Below are 21,221 nucleotides of genomic sequence, written 5' to 3'. Positions count from 1 at the left end.
TCCGGAAAGGGCCATCCCCTCGGTTGTCCGGCATAACAAGGCGTCAAGACGACGCCTTGTTATGTGTATGCTCAATGGAATCTTATCTGCCCCATTTCTGTTGAATTCTCCGTATTGCCTCCTGCACATTTTCTCGCGAGCCAAAGGCCGAGAGCCGGAAATACCCCTCGCCGCTGGGGCCAAAACCGCTGCCCGGCGTCCCAACCACATGGCACTCGTTGAGCAGCTTGTCGAAGAAATCCCAACTCTTCATGCCTTCCGGTGTTTTGAGCCAGATATAGGGTGCATTGACCCCGCCGTAGCAAGTGATGCCGGCGGAGGAGAGCCCTTCCCGGATCAGGCGGGCGTTTTCCATGTAAAAAGAGATGGTTTCTTGTACCTGGGCCCAACCCTCGTCGGAGTATACCGCGGCTGCCGCCCGCTGCACCGGGTAAGAGACGCCGTTGAACTTGGTGCACTGCCTTCGGTTCCACAACCGGTTCAAGGCGATCTTTTCGCCGCTCGTTGTCGTGGCCGTGAGTTGTTCCGGCACCACGGTCAGGCCGCAGCGGACCCCGGTAAAGCCAGCGGTTTTGGAAAAGGAGCGGAATTCGATGGCGCAGGTTTTCGCCCCCTCGATTTCGTAGATGGAATGGGGTATGCCCGGCTCGGTGATGTAAGCCTCGTAGGCTGCGTCAAAAAAGATGATCGAGCCCTGGGCATTGGCATAGTCTACCCACGCCTTCAGCTCTGCCCTGGTGGCCACCATGCCGGTGGGGTTGTTGGGGTAGCAGAGATAGATGATGTCAACTTTTTCCTTGGGGATGGCCGGGGTAAAGTTGTTTGCCTCGGTGCAGGGCAGATAGACCAGCCCTTCGTAATAGCCCTTTTCGTCCGCCTCGCCGGTCCGGCCGATCATGACATTGGTGTCGTTATACACCGGATACACCGGGTCGCAGATGGCGACTGTGTTTGCCAGGGCAAAGATGTCAAGGATATTGGCGCTGTCGCATTTGGAACCGTCGGAGATGAAGACTTCCGAGGGCAAGAGCTCCACGCCCAGCGGCTGGTATGATTTTTCAATGATGATCTTGCTCAGCCAGTCGTATCCCTGCTCCGGGCCATAGCCGTGAAAGGATTCCCCCCGGGCCAGATCCTCAACCCCCTCGTGGAAGGCCTTGATGATTGCCGGGGCAAGGGGCTGGGTGACGTCGCCGATGCCCAGGCGGATAACCTTGGCCTCGGGATGGGCGTCGGTAAAGGCTTTTACCCGGCGGCCGATTTCCGGGAAGAGGTAGCCAGCTTTGAGTTTGAGATAGTTTTCGTTTATTAAGGTCATGTTTCCTCCTGCATAAAAAAGCTTAACTCTTCCGTAATGGAACGAAAATTACGGAATGTAACTAGTTAGCAGCACCACATCTGCGTTGTCATCGGCCTGCTCATGTGCAATAGCACACTTCGCAGACCTCTTCCTAGCATCTGCGGCACTGCTAACTAGTTACAAAAAAATCCTGCCTTGCAAGGCAAGGCAGGATTCCCAAACAGGACTTGGTCAAGCCATGTTTTACTTCTTTGCCGGCTCCAGAGCATTGGCGCGGCCTTCCAGGAACTTCCAGGATTTTTCCACGTCCTTCTGGCTCAAGGCCATCAACTCATCCGCGTGTTCCGGATTCATCATCTTCAGGGCACGGTAACGGTTCTCGTTCAAGGCGTATTCCGCAAAGGGAATGGACGGCGCCTTGCTGTCGATGGTCAAGGGGTTCTTGCCTTGCTCCTCCAGCTCGGGGTTATAGCGGTACAGGGGCCAGTGCCCGCAATTTACCGCTTTCCGCTGCTGGTCAAAGCCCTTGGCCATGTTGATGCCGTGGTTGATGCAATGCGCATAGGCAATGATCAAGGAGGGGCCGTCGTATGCCTCTGCCTCGGCAAAGGCCTTGACCACCTGGCTCGGGTTGGCGCCCAGGGCGATCTTGGCCACATAGACGTTGCCGTAAGTGGAGAAGATCATGCCGATGTCCTTTTTGGGCATCTTCTTGCCGCCGGCAGCAAACTGGGCTGTGGCTGCGCGCGGAGTGGACTTGGACATCTGGCCGCCGGTGTTGGAGTACACCTCGGTATCCATGATCAGGACGTTGACGTTCTCGCCGGAGGCCAGCACGTGATCCAGGCCGCCGTAACCGATGTCATAGGCCCAGCCGTCGCCGCCGAAGATCCAGACGGATTTTTTAACCAGATAGTCCGCCACGGGCAGAAGCCGTTTGGCGATAACCGATTTGTTGCCGGTGAGCGCCTCTTTCAGCTTGGCAATCCGGCCGCGCTGGGCTTCGATCTCGTCCTGGGTTTTCTGGGGGGCGTTGGTGATCTCGCCGGCCATTTTCTTGGTGATGAGCTTTTCCGCAACCGCCTTTTCCAGCAGCTCTGCGGCTTGGGCCGCGAATTTGTTCGCGGTGTTGCGCATGCCAAGGCCGAATTCGGCGTTGTCCTCGAACAGGGAGTTGGCCCAGGCTGGTCCGCGGCCATCAGCCCGCTTGCAGTAAGGGGTGGTGGGCAGATTGCCGCCGTAGATCGAGGAACAGCCCGTGGCGTTGGCGATCAGCATCCGGTCGCCGAACATCTGGGTGGCAAGCTTGATGTAGGGCGTTTCGCCGCAACCCGCGCAAGCGCCGGAGAACTCGAACATGGGCCGGAGCAACTGGCTGCCCTTGACGGTGGAGGGATCGATCTCCTTGTATGCGACTTCGGGCAGACTCAGGAAGTACTTCACATTGGGGATTTCCTGGGTGCGGACCGCCTCGTTGTTCTCGATCATCTTCAGGGCTTTTTCCTTGGCCGGGCAGGCATCGACGCAGAGGGTGCAGCCGCAGCAGTCTTCGGTGAAAACCTGAATGATGGTTTTGCTCCCCTTGAACTGGCCGCCGACCGCATCGGCACTCTTCATGCTCTTGGGCTGTTTCTTGAGGTCGGAGTCCTTGACGATCTTCATGCGGATGGCGGCATGGGGGCAGACCAGGGAGCAACGGCCGCACTGGATGCAGTTGGTCGGAATCCACTCGGGCACATGCACCGCGATGTTGCGCTTTTCATACTGCGTGGTGCCGGTGGGCCAGGTGCCGTCGCAAGGCATCTGGGAGACCTTGACCTGGTCGCCCTTGCCTTCGATCATTTTGGCGGTGACTTCCTTGACAAAGGCCGGGGCGTCGGCGGGAACAACCGGCGGCTTCGCATGCCCGCCGGCGGTCTTGGGAATCTTGACCTCGACGATGTTGTTCACCGCGGTATCAACCGCGGCGTAGTTCATGTTGACGACCTTGTCGCCCTTCTTGCCGTAGGTCTTCTTGATTGCGTCCTTGATGGCCTTGATGGCTTCGGCCTTGGTGAGGATGCCGGAGAGCAGGAAGAAGGCGGTCTGCATGATCATGTTGATCCTGGCGCCCAGGCCGATGGCCTCGGCCAGGGTGATGGCGTCGATGATGTAGAATTTGGCCTTTTTCTCCATCAAATCCTTCTGGACCGAGGAGGGAAGCTGCTTCCAGACCTGATCCTTGCTGAAGGTGGTGGTGAGCAGGAAGGTGCCGCCGGTTTCCAGGTTGCCGACCATATCGTACTTGTCCAGGAAGGTGAAGTTGTGGCAGGCCACGAAGTTCGCCTTGTTGATGAGGTACGGGGCAACGATCTTGTTCTTGCCGAAACGCAGATGGCTGGTGGTGATGGAACCGGACTTCTTGGAGTCGTAAACAAAATAGCCTTGGGCGTTGTTCGGGGTCTCGGTGCCGATGATCTTGATGGTGTTCTTGTTGGCGCCCACGGTGCCGTCCGCGCCCAAGCCGTAGAACATGGCGCGGGTGACATCCTTGCCTTCGATGTTGAAGGAGGGGTTGTACTTGAGGCTGGTGCGGGCGACATCGTCGTCCGGGCCGACGCAGAAATGGCTCTTCGCCTTCTTGGCCGCCATGTTGTCGAATACCGCCTTGACCATGGCCGGGGTGAACTCGGCGGAGCCAAGGCCGTAACGGCCGCCCAGGATGATCGGGGATTTTTTGAGGGTGCCTGCCTCAACTGCTTCGCCAACCGCGGCGCGGATGTCAAGATACAGGGGCTCGCCGGCGGAACCCGGCTCCTTGGTGCGGTCGAGCACGGTGATGCGCTTGACCTTCTTGGGCAATGCCTTGACCAGGGCTGCTGAGTCGAAGGGGCGGAACAACCGGACGATGACCAGGCCGACTTTTTTGCCTTTCTTGGCCAGATGTTCGATGGTGGCGGCAACGGTCTCGGCGCCGGAACCCATCATGATGACGACATCCTCGGCATCCGGGGCGCCGTAGTAATCAAAAAGATGGTATTTGCGGCCGGTGAGCTTGGCGAATTTGTCCATGGTCTTTTGGACGATACCCGGGGTGACGTTGTAGAATTTGTTCACTGTTTCGCGGCCGGTGAAGTAAACGTCGGGGTTCTGGGCGGTGCCGCGCATCATGGGCCGGTCCGGAGAAAGGCCGCGTTCGCGGTGGGCGAGGATGAGATCCTCGTCGATCATCTTGCGCATGTCGTCGAAGGTGAGCTGTTCGATCTTCTGGATCTCGTGGGAGGTCCGGAAGCCGTCGAAGAAGTGCATGAAGGGAATGCGGCTTTGCAGGGCGGCCTGGGTGGAGATCAGCGCCATGTCCTGGCATTCCTGGACGTTCTGGGAGCAGAGCATGGCCCAGCCGGTCTGCCGTGCGGCCATGACGTCGCCGTGGTCGCCGAATATGGACAAGCCCTGGCAGGCAACGGAACGGGCGGTGATATGGAAAACAGTCGGGGTCAATTCACCGGCCAGTTTGTACATGTTGGGGATCATCAGGAAGAGCCCCTGGGAGGCGGTGAAGGTGGTGCAGAGCGCGCCGGTGGTCAGGCTGCCGTGCAGGGCGCCGGCCACGCCGCCTTCGGATTGCATCTGGGTCACAACCGGAATGGAGCCCCAGATGTTCTCCTGCTTGGAGGCTGCCTTGGTGTCGGATTCCGCCGCCATGGGAGTAGAGGGGGTGATGGGGTAGATCGTGATGATCTCGCTGGTGGCGTAGGCCACATGGGTACATGCCTGATTACCATCAATGGTGACCATTTTCCGGGACATAGACTCATCTCCTTCCATTCTGATTGGGTTGATAATGGGTAAACTGTACAGGACCGCATCCGTTGTGCGCGGGGCAGGGTGGGCGCGGTCAAAATAATATCTTGTCTCGGCAGGAGAAAAGCCAGACTGCGGATAGCTCTTTACGTATAAATACGAGGAGTTAAAAGCAGCCAGTCAAGTGCCATTCTTGCTGAACTGTGTAATTTAAACGAAGTTTTCAAGAATATCCAGTTTTTTCACCCAAAGGGCATAAGTTTCGTTTGAGCAGGCGAGCTGCTCAACTCAGCTTTATTTTACCGGCTGGTTTTGCGTGCTTTTCATGATCAGTTCCTGGGATTTGAGCAGGACCTTAGTGTCGGGCGGCACGGACTGGGTGAGCCAGGTATTGCCGCCGATAACCGATCTGGCGCCGATGATGGTGTCGCCGCCAAGAATGGTGCTGCCTGCATAGACCGTGACATCGTCTTCAATGGTTGGATGGCGTTTGCTCTGCCGGTCAAGGGCTCCGGAATCGTCACGTTTGAAGGAGAGAGCGCCCAGGGTCACGCCTTGATAGAGCTTGACCCGCTGGCCGATGGTACTGGTTTGTCCGATAACCACGCCGGTGCCGTGGTCGATGAAAAACGAAGCGCCGATGGCGGCGCCGGGGTGGATGTCGATGCCGGTAATGGTATGGGCGTGCTCGCTCATGATGCGAGGCAGAATGGGAACTCCGAGGGTATAGAGTTCGTGGGCAACCCGGTAGACCATGATGGCGTAAATGCCGGGATAGCTGAAGATGATTTCATCAAAACTGCCGGCGGCAGGATCGCCTTCATAGGCGGCGCGCACGTCCGTGGCCAGAATTGCCCGCAGGGCAGGCAAGGCGTTGATGAAGGAGAATGCGTTCTCCTTGCCCGCGTCTTCGCAGTGCTGGCAGCTTGTGTCGTGGCGCAGACACTCATGCCGGATGGCGTTGGTGATTTCCCGGGTCAGCTTTTCATAGAGACCGGAGATTTCCAACCCCAACTGGTATTTGAGGCTGACCCGGTCGATGCCCTGATTGCGAAAGTACCCGGGAAAGAGGATGTCGCGGCAGGACTCCAGGATGTCGATCACATGCTGGCGGCTGGGCAGGGGTTCCGCCTCGACATGCTCAAAGCAGGCGTTGTTGTAGCAGGTGTCCACTACTTGATCAACTATGTGCGGGAGCCTGCTCCGGAAGTCGGAGGAGGTGGGGTGCTCCTTGGGGCAGGCTTCATTCTGGGCAAGGGGGATATTTTTTGTCTGGGGCACGGTGTGTCCTCCGGTTTTTTGTGTAAAAAACAGGAACAGAATCAAGCAGCGGAATGATGAGTGGAATACTAACAACGATTTGTTTTTCCCTCAAGAATTCCCTGAGATTATCTGGTGTTTTTGGGAAGGAATGGGGATGTTCATGCGGCAGGCCGATTCTGTGGAATGGACAAGAGGAGGTCTGGTACTGCTAAAACGGGGCAGGGAATGGTGGCGGCAAGGACCGGGCATGGGGTATAGTGGCTTCATGATCCAGGCGCCTTCCCAAATATCCATTTCAGACGACTCAAACGGCCAGGCCGTCGTTTCCGTGACCGGCCTCACCAAGCGGTTTGGCGAACGGCTCGTGGTGGACAATATCTCCTTTGCCATTGGGCGGGGCCAGTGCGTTGGCTTTCTTGGCCCTAACGGAGCAGGGAAAACCACCTGCATCAACATGCTCCTCGGTCTGGTGGAAAAAAGCGCGGGCGAGATTCGGATCTTTGATCTGGAAGCGCCGCGCTTCCACCGGGAGATCAAGGCCCGCATCGGGGTGGTTCCCCAGGCGGACAGCCTTGACCCGGACCTGAGCGTGGAAGAAAACCTGCGCACCTATGCCGGGTATTTCCGGATCCCGCGCCGTCTTGCCCGGGCGCGGGTTGAAGAGTTGCTGCATTTTTTTGCCCTGCACAACCGGCGGGACGAGATCATCGAGCATCTTTCCGGGGGCCAGCGGCGGCGGCTGCTTTTGGCCCGGGCCCTGATCAACGAACCCCAGTTGCTTATCCTCGACGAGCCCACCATCGGCCTTGATCCCCAGGCCCGGTATCTGATATGGGAGCGTCTCGCCATCCTCCAGGCCCAGGGAACCACCATGCTCCTGACCAGCCATTATCTCGAGGAGGTTTCCCGTTTGAGCCAGCAGGTGCTGATCCTGGACCATGGTCAGGTTGTGGTCCAGGGCGAGCCGCAGCAGCTCATCACGGATATGGTCGGGGTGGAGGTTTTCGAGGTGGATGGAACTCCGGCCGAGCTTGATGCGCTGGAGGCATCGTTTACGCAGTGCCATGCCACCCTGGAAAGGGTGGGAGACAAGCTGTATGTCTATGCCCGGGAGGATTGTTCCCGGCTGGTGAAGGTGCTGGGTGAAGCACGCAACTGGCTTCGGCGGCCGGCCAATCTGGAGGATCTTTTTATTCAACTCACCGGCAGGTCGTTGAGGGAAACATGAATAATCGTCTAAAAAGGGAAAGAAGCCACAGGTCCGTAACAATCAGCAAGCAAGCCATAACGCGATTCCGTCGTAATTGTGGTTTGCTACAATTTCGACAAACATGAACGGATTTTCTTTCTGGGCAATCTGGCTGCGCAACGGGCGGGTTTGGAAAAAGAACATTCTGGCCACCCTGATCGGCAATCTGGGTCAGCCCCTGCTGTTTCTCCTGGCCATGGGCTATGGCCTCGGCCGGGATATGGCGGAAGTGGAGGGCTTGCCCTACCTGCAGTTCATCGCTCCGGGGTTGGTGGCCTCGGCGGTGATGTACAGCGCCGCCCTTGAAACAACCTATGGTTCCTATACCCGGCTCACCGTGCAGAAGACCTACGAGGCCATTCTGATGACCCCCCTCGGGGTTGTTGATTTGATCCTGGGGGAGATTGTCTGGGGGGCGAGCAAGGGGCTGCTGGCCGGGATCATCATGCTTGCGGCCCTGCCTCTTTTCGGCGTGGTTCCTTCTCCGTGGGTCGTTGCCCTGCTGCCGGTGCTGTTTGTCTCCGGCATGTTCTTTTCCGCCTGCGGCCTGATCATGACCTCGTTGGCGAAGAATTACGATTTCTTCAACTACTTCACCTCGCTGGTCATCACTCCGCTCTTCCTCTTCTCCGGGATCTTCTTTCCGGTGCAGACCATGGCCCCGCCGGTGAGGAGGATTCTGGAAATTCTGCCTCTCACCCCCATCGTCAGCCTGTCCCGCATCCTCTGCTACGGACGCTTCGGCGAGCCGATCCTCATGAAAATTGTCGGCTCTCTTCTGGCCACCGGCTGTGCGGTGTGGCTGGCCGGGTATCTCTTGAGGCGGCGTTTGATTCAATAACCGGAGCGGGTCTGTCCGGAAGCATCATCCGATAGATGTTGTTCGATAAAACTCCGGATTTTCTGCGGGGTGAGGATGAGACCGGTGAGGGCATGGTTGCCGATCCTGATCGTGGGCACGGTTGTGATGCCGGCCTGGCGGGTCCGGCTGAGGTTGGTGGCGACCTCGATGGTTTCAAGCTCAAGGCGCGGTGCGTCGGCAACGATCTTTTTCAGGATGCGGCTTACATACAGGCAGCGTGGACAGAGAACGGTGCGGTAGAATTCTATCTTCATGGTTTTTGCCGACGGTTCGTGGCGGTCAGCGTTCGATGAGGGTTTTGAGATAGCTCTGTTCATCCTGGGCCGGGATGAAAACCTCCAGGTTGTTGTTCCAGCGGCTTACATAATGCTGAGTGAGCAGGATGCGCATCGCGTTCTTGAGCTGGATTGGCGTGGTGTACTCCTGGATGAAATATTCGCCGTAGCTGTTTTCCGTAACCATGGTCGATTTCAGCGTTTTCGAGCCCTTGACCGGTTCCTTTTCAAAATTGACGATGGCCAGCGCCCGGAGCACCTTTTCGCGCTTGAGAAGGTTTGCCGGGGAGATGCGGGAAAAGTGGATAATGGGAAAGGTCTTTATCAGCAGTTCGGTGAGCTTCTGGATATCCACCAGGTCGATGGGCAGAAAATTCTTTGTCAGATGGAGCTGGGTTTTGGCGGCAAGAATGCCGTTGACCAAGAGCCAGACAATGAGCCGAACCAGATTGTCTTCCCGCTTGATCACCGAATCCACATTGCTTTTTACCGTTTCGTGGTCGAGCTGCCCCTGAAAGGCATAGTAGTAAAAAACCCCCTCGTATTTGGTGATATGGATGGTGATATGCTCTTGCGCCATGAGATCGCGGGAAACACTGCGAATATAGTCGATCTTGTCGGCTTTTTGCTCATAAAAGGTGAAGAGCTTGCGGCCCAGGATGGAGATGTCCCGCTCGGTAATGGTCAGGCCGGTGTCCGCCCCGAAACTTTTAAAGATCCAGCGCAGCCTTTTGTAGGTTTCGATGAGATAATCGTGGACCTTGGCGCCAAAGGCGATGAGTTCCTTGTACTTCCAGTTGCGGAATCGCAGGAAATGGCTGAAATTTTCCGGGAGAAGGTGCCAGGCCTGCATCATGTCCATGGTTGCCTTCAGGTGGCTGGTCTGGCCGAACTTGGTGTTTTTTTGTGATTCAAATCCTTCAAGGGTTTTGAGAAACATGCATTCCTGGATCAGGGAAGCCCGCTTCTGTTCGGATTTCTCCTGGGTGTAAAAGGCAATTATGTCACGGGCCAGCAGGATGTACGGGTCAATCTCGGCCAGCTCCATGGCGCCCTGTTCGGTCCCAGCCAGTTTTTCCGGATAGGTCACCAGGCATTTTACCCGATCCGAGAAGAGTGGGAGGGTTGTCGTCTCCCCGCGCAGGAGCAGTTCGAGATAGGCAAATTTGATCACCGACTTGAACGGGCTGTCCAGCGCCTTGTTCATCTGCCAGAGGCAGGCTCCGAAGATTTCCGCCTTGGGGATGTCGGAGAGATAGCCGAGATCGACAAAATCGTTGGCGCGGATCTTGTTGCGTGAGACGAGATTCTGGACAAAGGTCCGGTATTCGCCTTCAGTAAGGCCCGGCGGAATGAACCACCAGAGGAGCATTTTTCCGGCCACCAGAATATGGGTTCGGAAAAGCTCATCCTTGAGCAGGAGCTTGATGGAGGAGCCTGCGGATTCCTCGTCTGTCTCGGCGTCGAAGTTGTTTTCCCGGGTCTGGTCGATGTCCATGAGAAAGAAGTGGACTTCCGAGCCCCGTTTCTGGGCCCATTCTTCGATGGCCCTGCACTTATCCTGCAAAAGCCGCAACCCTTGTTCGCCGAGATCTCCCTTGCGGATGCTGACCCAATAATCGCAGTCGGAAATCGCCGATTGGGCGATGGTGCCGATGCTGCCGATGGTTTTCAGGGAATGGATGCAGGGTTTATCGGTAAAGGGGGAAGGCCTGTCCGTCCGCATGGCGGAAGAATTGGGGAAATAACGGCGAAAAAGTTCGTGGGGAAATTCTTCCGCCGGGTTGAAGAGGTGAATGCCGTAGGGGCAGTTCGCGTCATCGATAAACCCGGGGAGGTCAGGATAGTTGCTGTGGAGCAAATAAGGAAGAACCTTGAGCAGGAGATTGCCCTGGTGCGTGTTGAAAAGCATCGCCTTGGCTTTCCGTTCCTCATTGTATTGGAGGTAGCGAGTTACCTTTTGTTGGAAGGAGCTCGCGGCGGTTTCCGGTTTGGTCTCCATGGGGCGGTCGTTTCCTTGTAAGGGCTGCAAGAGAGGATCTCTGTATTCCTGGCCAGTGTCTTGGTGTGCTGTGTCTCGTTTGGGTCATCCGGCGGATGGCCTTGTTGTGTTACAGAGCGAGGGCTGCGACGTCTTAGGTCGCTTGGCTTATTGCCTCATGCAGGCGAACCGCCTGCACTGTTTTGCGTACGTCATGCACGCGCAGGATATTCGCTCCCTGCGCGGCGCAGTAGGAAGAAATCAGCGCCGTGGCGAGATCCCGGTCCTGGGTTTCCAGGCCAAGCAGCCTGCCGATGAAACTCTTGCGGGAATGTCCGACGAGCAGCGGGCATGCCAGCTTTTTAAACGCCTGCAAATGTTTGAGAATTGTCAGGTTATGCTCTACAGTTTTGCCGAACCCCAGTCCGGGGTCAACAATAATCTGCTCCCGGTCAAGCCCCTGTTGTGTTGCCCAGGATATGCGCTCAGCCAGAAAATCCATGATCTCCCCGACAACATCATCGTACACCGGTTCGTCCTGCATGTCTTTGGGAGTTTTGCGCATATGCATGAGGATGACCGGCGCCTCAAGGTCAATGGCGACCCGGACCATTTCCGGATCGAAGCGCAGGCCGCTCACATCATTGATAATATCCGCCCCTGCCGTCAGGGCCTGGCGTGCAACTTCCGCCTTGGTCGTATCAATGGAAATCGGGATGCTGCGATGCAGTTCGCGGATGCAGGCAATGGCGGGAAGAACCCGGCGCAGCTCCTCGTGTTCCGATACGGCTTCCGCATAGGGGCGGGTTGATTCGCCGCCGACATCAATGAGATCAGCCCCGCTCTCCAGCATGGTTCTGACCTGGGAGGAGAGGGCTTCTGCCTGGGTAAAGCGGCCGCCATCGGAAAAAGAATCCGGGGTGACGTTGAGGATGCCCATGACCAGCGGACGGAGGCCAAAGGCGATGGGTGCGTTTTTGGTTTTTATCTGCAAGGGGTGTCCTGTAAAAGGGTGAGCCCTTTGGGCGGGTGGACCGCCAAAGGGCTCAAGGTGCTGGAAGCTGCAAGCAGAAGCATCGGTTGTCCGGCGGGTTTATTGCTCCGCTGGAGTCTCCGCCGGGGCTGCCGTTTTGCTGTCACGTCCCATGAGTGCCTCGATATCTTCAAGGCCGAGGGTTTCCTTTTCAAGGAGCGCCTGGGCAATGGCTCGCAATACCGCAATGTTTTCCGAAAGCAGTTGGTGGACCTTTTCGTTGGCCTTCAGGACAATGCCCTTGACCTCGTCGTCGATCCGGACGGCGGTTGATTCGCTGTAGTCACGGTGCTGGGCGATTTCCCGGCCCAGGAAGATCTGTTCTTCCTTTTTGCCGTAAGACAGGGGCCCCATCTCTTCGCTCATGCCCCATTCGCAGACCATTTTCCGGGCCAACTGGGTGCAGCGTTCGATGTCATTGCCGCTGCCCGTGGTGATTTCGCCGAAGATCAGCTCCTCCGCCACCCTGCCGCTGAGCAGGATGCAGAGATTGTTTTGGAGAAAGGATCTGGCGTAGGTATGTTTTTCATCCACCGGCAGTTGCTGGGTAAGGCCAAGGGCGCGGCCCCGGGGGATGATGGTCACCTTGTGGATGGGATCGGTGCCGGGCAGGAGCATGGCCACCAGGGCGTGTCCTGCCTCGTGGTAGGCGGTGATCTCTTTTTCCTTTTCGGTGATGATCATGCTGCGGCGTTCGGCCCCCATCATTACCTTGTCCTTGGCCTGCTCCATGTGGACCATGGTGATTTTATCCGCATCGGCCCGGGCTGCAAGCAGCGCGGCTTCGTTCACCATGTTTTCCAGGTCGGCCCCGGAAAAACCGGGGGTGCCGCGGGCGATGACCTCCCAGTTGATATCTTCCGAGATAGCCTTTTTCTGGCCGTGGACTTCGAGAATTTTTTCCCGTCCCTTCACGTCCGGCACCGGCACCACCACCTGGCGATCGAAGCGGCCGGGCCTCAGCAGGGCAGGGTCAAGCACGTCGGGACGGTTGGTGGCGGAGATGATGATGACCCCTTCGTTGGATTCAAAGCCGTCCATCTCGACCAGCAACTGGTTTAAGGTCTGTTCCCGCTCGTCGTGGCCGCCGCCCAATCCTGCGCCACGGTGGCGGCCCACCGCGTCGATCTCGTCGATGAAGATGATGCAGGGCGCGTTTTTCTTGCCCTGGATGAAGAGATCCCGCACCCGGCTTGCACCAACACCCACAAACATCTCGACAAAATCGGAGCCGCTGATGGAAAAGAAGGGCACCTCGGCCTCGCCGGCAACGGCCTTGGCCAGCAGGGTTTTGCCGGTGCCCGGTGCGCCGGCGAGCAAAACGCCCTTGGGGATGCGGCCGCCCAACCGGGTGAATTTTTTGGGATCTTTCAGAAAATCGATGATCTCGGAAAGCTCTTCCTTGGCCTCTTCAATGCCAGCGACATCGGCAAAGGTGACCTTGGTCTGGTCCTTGTCCAAGAGGCGGGCCCGGCTTTTGCCGAAGCTCATGGCCTTGCCGCCGCCGCCCTGCATCTGGCGCATGAAGAAAATCCAGACGCCGATGAGGAGAAGCATGGGGAACCAGGAGATCAGGACGGTGACGTACCAGGGCGATTCTTCCTTCTGTTTGACCAGGATATTGACCTTGGCTTTGCGCAGGTGGGGAATGAGCTCCGAGTCGGCGGGAGGGGTGATGACCTTGAAATCCTTGCCGTTGCTGCCCTTGCCGGTAACTTCATCTCCCTGGATGTCCACCGAGGAAATCTGGCCGGATTCAACGCTGGTCAGGAAATCGCTGTAGCTCATTTCCACCACGGAGGTCTGTGGTTTGTTGAACAGGTTGAACAGCAGAATCATGGTGAGGCCGATTACCAGCCACATGGACAAGTTTTTATAAAAGCTATTCAAGCAGAACCTCCCTCATTGGGTGCAAATCGCAGGAGACTCCTGCGAAACGTGTCAGGTATTGTGTGTTCAGCCGCATGATCTGGCCATGGAGCCGCGCGGAGCCTGTTATCGTCTCACCATAAGTCAGACGCAGGAGAAAGTCCAGGGGAGGGGCTGCGACGAACCACTCTTTTTTTGCGCGGCGTGCGGATTATTCGAAATATTCCTGCACCGATTTGGCCTCTATGGACTCCTGCTGCATGGTGCCGATGGCCTTGACCATGGATTCCGCTCCAGCAATGGTGGTGGTGTAGGGCAGGTGGTAGTTCAAGGCCGCCCTCCGGATGGTGTAGGCGTCTTCCGTGGTTCTGGTGCCCAGCGAGGTGTTGACGATCCACTGGATCTGCTTGTCCTGGATTTTGTCGAGGATGTGCGGCCTGCCCTCGGAAATCTTGTGGACGCTGGTGCAGGCAACCCCGTTTTCCGCCAAAATCTTGGCGGTGCCGCGGGTGGCGAGGATATTGAAGCCCAGGGCGATGATCTTTTTGGCAACGGGCACGATGGCGGGTTTGTCGCTGTGCCGCATGCTCAAAAGAACGTTGCCCTCGGTGGGGATCTTCTGGCCCGCGGCAAGCTGCGACTTGGCAAAGGCCAGGCCGAGGCAGACATCCATGCCCATGACCTCGCCGGTGGATTTCATCTCCGGACCCAGCAGGGTGTCCACGTTGTCAAAACGATCAAAGGGGAAAACCGCTTCCTTGACCGCATAGTGCGCAACCACGACCTCTTCGGTGAGGCCCAATTCCGGCAAGGTCTTGCCCATCATCACCTTGGTGGCCAGCTTGGCAAGGGGAACGCCGGTCGCCTTGCTGACAAAGGGGACGGTCCGCGAGGCGCGGGGGTTGACTTCGAGGATGTAGAGCACATTCGCCTTGACCGCAAACTGGATGTTCATGAGCCCCTTGACCTTGAGCTCGGCGGCCATGGCCCGGGTCGCGCTCTTGATGGTCTCGATCATCTCTTTGGAGATGGAATGCGGCGGCAGCACGCAGGCGGAGTCGCCGGAATGGATGCCCGCTTCCTCAATGTGCTGCATGATTCCGCCGATGATGGTGTTTTCTCCATCGGAGATGGCATCTACATCGATCTCCACCGCGTCTTTAAGAAATTTGTCGATCAGGATGGGGCGGTCGGGCGAGACGTCGATGGCCGAATTCATATAGGCGGCCAGGTCTTTTTCGTTATAGACGATGCGCATGGCGCGGCCGCCCAGGACGTATGAGGGGCGGACCACCACCGGGTAGCCGATCTTGGTGGCGATAACCAGAGCTTCATCCGCGGTCTGGGCCGTGCCGTTCTCCGGCTGCAACAGGTTCAATTTGTGCAAAAACTGCTGGAACCGCTTGCGGTCTTCCGCCCGGTCGATGGAATCCGGAGAGGTGCCGAGGATGGGCACCCCGGCCTTGGCCAGGGGCACGGCCAGATTCAGGGGGGTCTGGCCGCCGAACTGAACGATGACCCCGTCGGGCTTCTCCGTCTTGATGATATGGAGCACGTCTTCCCGGGTCAGCGGCTCGAAGTACAGCTTGTCCGAGGTGTCGTAATCGGTGGAGACGGTTTCCGGGTTGGAGTTGACCATGATGGACTCGATGCCCATTTCCTTGAGGGCAAAGGCGGCATGGACGCAGCAGTAATCGAATTCGATGCCCTGGCCGATCCGGTTGGGGCCGCCGCCCAGGATCATAACCTTGCGCCCCGTGCTTTCGCGGGCCTCGTTTTCCACCTCGTAGGTGGAATAATAGTAGGGCGTGTACGCCTCGAACTCGGCGGCGCAGGTGTCGACCAGCTTGTACACCGGCTGCACCGCAAGCTTTTCCCGCAACTCCCAGACATCCTCTTCCGAGGTGCCGGTAAGGAAGGCGATCTGGCGGTCGGAGTAGCCGAACTGCTTGACCTCCTGCAGAAAATCGTGGTCCAACCCGTTGAAGCCCATCTCCCGGATGCGGGACTCCATCTCGACAATCTGCTTGAAGTTGTGCAGAAACCAGGGGTCGATGAAGGATATCTCGTAGATTCTTTCAACGCTCATGCCCCGGCGCAAGGCCTCGAACACCTGGAAAAACCGTTTGGAGTTCGGCTTGCGCAACCCGTTTTCAAGATCCTGCTGGTCCATGGACTCCAGGTTGAATTTGGGGTCCGCGCCAAAGCCGCTCACCCCGATTTCCAGGGAGCGCATCCCCTTCTGGAAGGCTTCTTTAAAGGTGCGGCCAAAGGCCATGGTCTCGCCCACCGACTTCATGGCCGTGGTCAGAAAATCGTCGGCCTCGGGGAATTTCTCAAAGGTGAAGCGGGGGATCTTGACCACGCAGTAATCGATGGTGGGCTCAAAGGCCGCCATGGTTTCCCGGGTGATGTCATTGGGGATTTCGTCCAGGGTGTAGCCCACGGCCAGCTTGGCCGCGATCTTGGCGATGGGGAAGCCGGTGGCCTTGGAGGCCAGGGCCGAGCTCCGCGATACTCGGGGGTTCATCTCGATGATCATCAGTTCGCCGTCCTTGGGATTGACGGCAAACTGGACGTTGGAGCCGCCGGTTTCCACGCCGATCTCCCGCATGATGGCGATGGCGGCATTGCGCATCTCCTGGTATTCGCGGTCGGTGAGGGTCTGGGCCGGGGCCACGGTGATGGAGTCTCCGGTGTGCACGCCCATGGCGTCAACGTTTTCAATGGAGCAGATGATCACCACGTTGTCTGCCTTGTCGCGCATCACCTCAAGCTCATACTCCTTCCAACCGAGCAGGCTCCGTTCCAGCATAACCTCGGAGTTCATGCTCAGGTCGAGGCCGGCCTTGCAGAATTCGTCGAGCTCCTGGGAGTTGTAGGCGATGCCGCCGCCGGTGCCGCCTAAGGTAAAGCTGGGACGGACAATGATGGGAAAGCCGATCTGCTCGCTGGCCGCCTTGGCCTCTTCAATGGTGTGGATGATGGCGCTTTCCGGCACCTTGAGGCCGATCTTGCGCATGGCGTCCCGGAAGGAGTCTCTCCCTTCGGCTTTTTTGATCACCGCGATATTGGCCCCGAGCAGTTCCACGCCGTATTTGTCCAGCACGCCCAGTTCGGCGACCTTGATGGCGGTGTTGAGAGCGGTCTGGCCGCCCAGGGTGGGCAGCAGCGCGTCCGGGCGCTCCCGTTCGATGATCTTGGCGACCATCTCCGGGGTGATGGGCTCGATATAGGTCCGGTCCGCGATCTCGGGATCGGTCATGATGGTGGCGGGATTGGAATTGATGAGAATGACTTCGTAGCCTTCCTCTTTCAAGGCCTTCACCGCCTGGGTGCCGGAATAGTCGAACTCGCAGGCTTGGCTGATGATGATGGGGCCGGAGCCGATAATCAGAATCTTTTTAATGTCGGTTCTTTTAGGCATCGGATTTCTTACCTGCTAGTGGTTATGTCAATTTAGGGGGCCGTTGTGGCAACGGCGAATGGTCGTTTGTTGTTTACCGGGGTTGTGCCTGCGGCTACGGCTGCATCATGTCGATGAATCTGTCAAAAAGATAGAGCGAGTCATGCGGGCCAGGGGCGTTTTCCGGATGGTACTGCACGGAGAATATCGGATATTTCCGGTGGCGCATGCCTTCGACGCTTTTGTCGTTGAGGTTGATATGGGTCAGCTCAATATCATCCGGGTTCAGGGTGGTTGAATCAACGCAGAAGCCGTGATTTTGCGAGGTTATTTCAATCTTGCCGGTGAGGAGATCCTTGACCGGCTGGTTGACGCCGCGGTGGCCGAATTTGAGCTTGTAGGTGGTGCCGCCGTAAGCAAGGCCGAGAAGCTGATTGCCCAGGCAGATGCCGAAGATGGGCGTTTTGCCGAAAAGCGCCCGGATATTATCGACAATCCCCGGAATGCCGGCGGGATCGCCGGGGCCATTGGAAAGAAAAACCCCGTCCGGCTTCATGGCCAGGATTTCGTCGGCGGTGGCGGTGCAGGGGACCACCTGCACGGAGCAGTTCCGCTCGGCCAGGAGTCTGAGCTGATTGTATTTCAGGCCGAAATCATAGGCGACAACCTTGTATTTGCCGGGCGCGGCCGTGCTGAAATTGCTGCCCGGGGCAGGTTGGTTGTCCTTCCAGCCATAGGGCTCGGCGCAGGTCACTTCCCGGACCAGATCGCGGCCGACAAGGCCGGGGGAGTTCTTGGCCTTTTGGATCAGGGATTTGGGATCGAGATCCTCGGTGGAGACAATGCCTTTCAAGGCCCCGGCATTACGGATGTGACGGGTCAGTGCCCGGGTGTCGATGCCCTCGACCCCGAGGATGTTATCCTTCTTGAGGAAATCGGCCAGCGTGCCGGTTGCGCGGAAGTTGCTGGGGATGGCATTGTATTCCTTGATGAGGAACGCCTCGACCTGCACCCGGTCCGATTCCATGTCCTCGGGATTGACGCCGTAGTTGCCGATGAGCGGGTAGGTCATGGTGACGATCTGGCCCTTGTAGGACGGATCGGTGAGCAACTCCTGATAACCGCTCATCCCGGTGTTGAATACGATTTCGCCGCTGGTCTCTCCGGAGCCGGTGAAGGATCTTCCTTCAAAAATAGTGCCGTCTTCAAGGGCGATAAGTGCTTTCATAGAAATTTCCTAACCTCTAAGTTGTCGAATGTGCGCACGATGAATGCGTCACGGAATGCAGATCCTCTTTAATGAGCGCCACCTGCTTTTGGGCCGAACCCTGTTGTCTGCCCGCGACCTTGAGGGCGCCTCGCCCCGCCACGGCATATTCTTCAGGCTTTTCAATAAAGTAGAGCAGCAGGCGGGTGAGTTCCCGAGGGTTTTTTACGCAGAACCCGGCGTTTTCCGCTTCAAGCAATGCCTTGGCATCGGAAAAATCCGCCATGTGGGGGCCGTAAAAGACCGGGGTTCCCCAGGCCGCGGCCTCGAGCACATTGTGGCCGCCGCGATCCACCAGGCTGCCGCCGCAGAAAACATAGGTGGCCACAGAATAGAGGCCTGCCAGCTCACCCATGGTGTCGACCAGCACCACATCCGTGCTGCGGCCTTGCTCCTGAACCTGACGCAACCGCATGGTGGCGATCCCCTGGTCGGCAAAGAGCTTTTCGATCTCGGTGAGACGCCGCAGATGCCGGGGGGCGATCACCCAGACCAGGTCGGGGAGGCGCTGCTGCAGGGAGCGAAACACTTCGATCAGCATCGCCTCCTCGCCGGTGTGGGTGCTGCCGGTAACCAGCACCGGTTGCTGCGGATGAACATTCAGCATCTGCCGGTAACGGCCAGCCATGTTCGGCTCTGCCTGCATGATGGCCTGATCGTATTTTGCATTGCCCAGGATCCGTATGCTGGCAGGGTCCGCGCCCAAGGCTCTAAAGCGCTTGGCGTCATCACCCTGGATAACGGAAATCTTGGTGAAACAGGAAAGCAGATCATGCATGAAGCTTTTTATCTTTCTGTACCCGGCAAACGAATTTTTCGAGAGGCGGCCGTTCAGGAGAAACAGCTTGGCTCCGTGGTGTTGCGCCTGCCGGATGATGTTCGGCCAGAGTTCGGTTTCCAGGCAGACATATATAGTAGGCCGGATTGTTTCCAAGGTCCGGTTGACAATGCCGATGAGGTCAAGCGGGGCGAAAAAACAGGGCACATCCTCGGGCAGCACTTGGGCTGCCACGGCAAGGCCGTGCCGATTTCCGGTGGAGACAATGATGGACGCCTCGGGCAACTGTCTTTTGATTTCGGCGATCAGCACCTTGGCAACCTGGATCTCGCCGACAGAGGCCGCGTGCAGCCAGATGCGAACGGGTTTCTCTTCGTCAAGTTGCACATCTTCCACATGGCCGAGGCGTTGCCTCAAACCTTGGCGATGTTTGCCCGAAAAACCCAGAAACACACAGGCAAAGGGGAAAATGACAATGAAAAAGAGCCAGCCGAAGAGTTGATACAGAGTATATAGCAAGGAGTAATGGGCCCTTTCTGTGCGAGAAAATATGCCGGTTGCAGACCTCAGGTAAAAATCAAAGTATTAAAACTGATTGGGGCTTTTTCGTCAATAAGAATTACGGGGCCGGGACGCTGTGGAATCGTGGGAGGGTTGTCCTTGCCTGCCAAAAGGCCTGGTTAAAAAATGCCGGCGATGGTTCCTTGGCAGTGGTTGCATTTTCCTTTGGTCATCTGCTGCTGTTTTACCGCAAAGCCGGACCGTTCGATGATCAGCTTTCCGCAGTTCGGGCAGAGGGTGTTTTCGCCGGTGTCGCCGGGGATATTGCCGACATAGACATAGCGCAACCCTTCGGCCAGACCGATCTCCCTGGCACGGACCAGGGTGTGGTGCGGGGTGGGGGGGCGGTCGGTCATTTTGTAGGTGGGCCAGAAGCGGGTGACATGCCAGGGGATATCCGCGGAAATGTCTGTGATAAAGCGGGCGATTTCCCGCAGCTCTTCGTCCGAATCGTTCCAACCCGGAATCACCAGGGTGGTGACCTCCACCCAAACCCCCAGCTCCTGCATGAGCCGGATCGTATCCAGGACCGGCTGCAGCCTGGCGCCGCACACCTCCTTGTAGAAGGTGTCGGTGAAAGCCTTGAGATCGATGTTGTTGGCATCAAGATACGGAGCCAGTTCCCGGGTGGCTTCCGGGCCGGTGTAGCCGTTGCTGACAAAGATGTTCTTGAGTCCTGCTTCCTGCGCCAGCTTGGCGGTATCGAGGGCGAATTCGTAGAAGATGGTGGGCTCCACGTAGGTATAGCTGATGGACTGGCAGCCGGCCCGCTGCGCCGCTGCCACCACTTCCGCCGGGGTGCGCAGGGCGCCGGGAATCTCTCCGCCATGGAGGGAGGGATACTGGGAGATCTCGTAATTCTGGCAGTGTTTGCAGTGGAAGTTGCAGCCCACCGTGGCAATGGAATAGGAGAGGGAGCCGGGCAGCAGGTGAAAGATGGGTTTTTTTTCGACGGGGTCGATGTTTTCACTGATCAGGCGGCCGTAGTTGAGGCTGTAAAGGATCCCGCCCTGATTTTCCCGGACCTTGCAGATCCCGCGGCCTCCTTCGCCGATCAGGCAGTGGTGATGGCAGAGCAGGCAGCGGACCTGCCCGGGGGTGTCGGGGGCTTGTTTGTAAAAGAGCGCTTCGTGCATGGTCACCCTCCAAGGCAATGGGCCAGTATGTGCGAGACGTATATATAATAGTATTAATTCACAAACCATGGAGAGTGGTCAATAAGAAAATATCCAATTTATTTCAATGGATTACCGTGCTTTTTAGTGCGTAGCGAATAAAAAGTAAAAAATAGGGTTGACGTGGGGGGCCGGATCGACTAATTTGCCGCTCTCCGCAACGACGGAGGCCAAGACTGACTTCGGGTCAGCCACCTTGGCGCAGCGATCATTGAAAACTGAATAGTGAGCAAAGTAAAAGATGGGCCCCAAGAAACCGGAGCTTTAAGCTTCGGGAGTTTTATTGCATTAAAGAGATCAGAATCTCTGTTGAAGAATAACGGGTCTTTAAGACTTGTTAAGATATTTAACTGGAGAGTTTGATCCTGGCTCAGATTGAACGCTGGCGGCGTGCTTAACACATGCAAGTCGAACGAGAA

General features: G+C 57.4%; 13 protein-coding genes and 1 rRNA gene. 3 read left to right on the top strand and 11 right to left on the bottom strand.

Annotated features, from left to right (window positions below; genetic code table 11):
- Positions 1–82 precede the first annotated feature (82 nt).
- The 3 genes from MWR57_RS00545 to epsC all read right to left on the bottom strand — a co-directional run bounded on the left by MWR57_RS00545 (position 83) and on the right by epsC (position 6,364).
- A complete protein-coding gene (locus MWR57_RS00545) occupies positions 83–1,318 on the bottom strand; it encodes an LL-diaminopimelate aminotransferase (protein WP_423122828.1) in 1,236 nt (411 codons plus the stop codon).
- Positions 1,319–1,543: 225 nt separating this feature from the next.
- Positions 1,544–5,089 (bottom strand): pyruvate:ferredoxin (flavodoxin) oxidoreductase, encoded by a 3,546-nt coding sequence (gene nifJ, locus MWR57_RS00540; protein WP_423122827.1) that lies wholly within the window; start codon positions 5,087–5,089, stop codon positions 1,544–1,546.
- Positions 5,090–5,377: 288 nt separating this feature from the next.
- A complete protein-coding gene (gene epsC / locus MWR57_RS00535) occupies positions 5,378–6,364 on the bottom strand; it encodes a serine O-acetyltransferase EpsC (RefSeq protein WP_423122826.1) in 987 nt (328 codons plus the stop codon).
- A 142-nt stretch (positions 6,365–6,506) separates the two neighbouring features.
- On the opposite strand from epsC, the gene MWR57_RS00530 reads away from it, so the two are divergent.
- Positions 6,507–7,574, top strand: coding sequence for an ATP-binding cassette domain-containing protein (locus tag MWR57_RS00530; protein ID WP_423122825.1), 1,068 nt, complete (start codon positions 6,507–6,509; stop codon positions 7,572–7,574).
- A gap of 103 nt (positions 7,575–7,677) precedes the next feature.
- Complete coding sequence (locus tag MWR57_RS00525; protein ID WP_423122824.1) at positions 7,678–8,436, top strand: ABC transporter permease; 759 nt, start codon at positions 7,678–7,680, stop codon at positions 8,434–8,436.
- On the opposite strand, the gene MWR57_RS00520 is transcribed toward MWR57_RS00525, so the two are convergent.
- The 8 genes from MWR57_RS00520 to amrS form a co-directional block, all read right to left on the bottom strand.
- On the bottom strand, positions 8,430–8,711 hold the full coding sequence (locus MWR57_RS00520) for a thioredoxin family protein (RefSeq protein ID WP_423122823.1): 282 nt from the start codon (positions 8,709–8,711) through the stop codon (positions 8,430–8,432). The two genes, MWR57_RS00525 and MWR57_RS00520, sit on opposite strands and share 7 nt — an antisense overlap.
- A 25-nt stretch (positions 8,712–8,736) precedes the next feature.
- Positions 8,737–10,734, bottom strand: a complete 1,998-nt coding sequence (locus MWR57_RS00515) for a class I adenylate cyclase (protein ID WP_423122822.1) — start codon at positions 10,732–10,734, stop codon at positions 8,737–8,739.
- Between the two features lie 133 nt (positions 10,735–10,867).
- Positions 10,868–11,707: a dihydropteroate synthase gene (gene folP / locus MWR57_RS00510; protein WP_423122821.1), complete on the bottom strand. Its 840-nt coding sequence runs from the start codon at positions 11,705–11,707 to the stop codon at positions 10,868–10,870.
- Between the two features lie 99 nt (positions 11,708–11,806).
- The gene (ftsH, locus tag MWR57_RS00505; protein WP_423122820.1) at positions 11,807–13,636 is read right to left on the bottom strand and encodes an ATP-dependent zinc metalloprotease FtsH; all 1,830 of its coding nucleotides are present in this window, start codon (positions 13,634–13,636) and stop codon (positions 11,807–11,809) included.
- Between the two features lie 190 nt (positions 13,637–13,826).
- Positions 13,827–17,042, bottom strand: a complete 3,216-nt coding sequence (gene carB, locus MWR57_RS00500) for a carbamoyl-phosphate synthase large subunit (RefSeq protein ID WP_423122819.1) — start codon at positions 17,040–17,042, stop codon at positions 13,827–13,829.
- A 94-nt stretch (positions 17,043–17,136) separates the two neighbouring features.
- Positions 17,137–18,249: a glutamine-hydrolyzing carbamoyl-phosphate synthase small subunit gene (gene carA / locus MWR57_RS00495; RefSeq protein WP_423122818.1), complete on the bottom strand. Its 1,113-nt coding sequence runs from the start codon at positions 18,247–18,249 to the stop codon at positions 17,137–17,139.
- Positions 18,250–18,265: 16 nt separating this feature from the next.
- Complete coding sequence (locus MWR57_RS00490) at positions 18,266–19,519, bottom strand: 3-deoxy-D-manno-octulosonic acid transferase (protein WP_423122836.1); 1,254 nt, start codon at positions 19,517–19,519, stop codon at positions 18,266–18,268.
- A gap of 227 nt (positions 19,520–19,746) precedes the next feature.
- The gene (amrS, locus tag MWR57_RS00485) at positions 19,747–20,763 is read right to left on the bottom strand and encodes an AmmeMemoRadiSam system radical SAM enzyme (RefSeq protein WP_423122817.1); all 1,017 of its coding nucleotides are present in this window, start codon (positions 20,761–20,763) and stop codon (positions 19,747–19,749) included.
- A 386-nt stretch (positions 20,764–21,149) separates the two neighbouring features.
- On the opposite strand from amrS, the gene MWR57_RS00480 reads away from it, so the two are divergent.
- Positions 21,150–21,221 (top strand): 16S ribosomal RNA (locus MWR57_RS00480); the annotation flags it as partial.

The organism is Hydrosulfovibrio ferrireducens, assembly GCF_046883345.1.
In the GTDB taxonomy this organism is placed as follows: Bacteria; Desulfobacterota; Desulfobulbia; order Desulfobulbales; family Desulfurivibrionaceae; genus Thiovibrio; species Thiovibrio ferrireducens.
Note: the sequence above shows the minus strand (reverse complement) of the source record. Positions and strands in the feature narration are given on the sequence as shown.

Excerpts from the sequence above, each read along its gene's own strand:
- nifJ (WP_423122827.1), bottom strand. The coding sequence starts at position 5,089 with ATGTCCCGGAAAATGGTCACCATTGATGGTAATCAGGCATGTACCCAT.
- MWR57_RS00545 (WP_423122828.1), bottom strand. The coding sequence starts at position 1,318 with ATGACCTTAATAAACGAAAACTATCTCAAACTCAAAGCTGGCTACCTC.
- amrS (WP_423122817.1), bottom strand. The coding sequence starts at position 20,763 with ATGCACGAAGCGCTCTTTTACAAACAAGCCCCCGACACCCCCGGGCAG.
- MWR57_RS00515 (WP_423122822.1), bottom strand. The coding sequence starts at position 10,734 with ATGGAGACCAAACCGGAAACCGCCGCGAGCTCCTTCCAACAAAAGGTA.
- carB (WP_423122819.1), bottom strand. The coding sequence starts at position 17,042 with ATGCCTAAAAGAACCGACATTAAAAAGATTCTGATTATCGGCTCCGGC.
- MWR57_RS00525 (WP_423122824.1), top strand. The coding sequence starts at position 7,678 with ATGAACGGATTTTCTTTCTGGGCAATCTGGCTGCGCAACGGGCGGGTT.
- MWR57_RS00520 (WP_423122823.1), bottom strand. The coding sequence starts at position 8,711 with ATGAAGATAGAATTCTACCGCACCGTTCTCTGTCCACGCTGCCTGTAT.
- carA (WP_423122818.1), bottom strand. The coding sequence starts at position 18,249 with ATGAAAGCACTTATCGCCCTTGAAGACGGCACTATTTTTGAAGGAAGA.
- MWR57_RS00530 (WP_423122825.1), top strand. The coding sequence starts at position 6,507 with ATGCGGCAGGCCGATTCTGTGGAATGGACAAGAGGAGGTCTGGTACTG.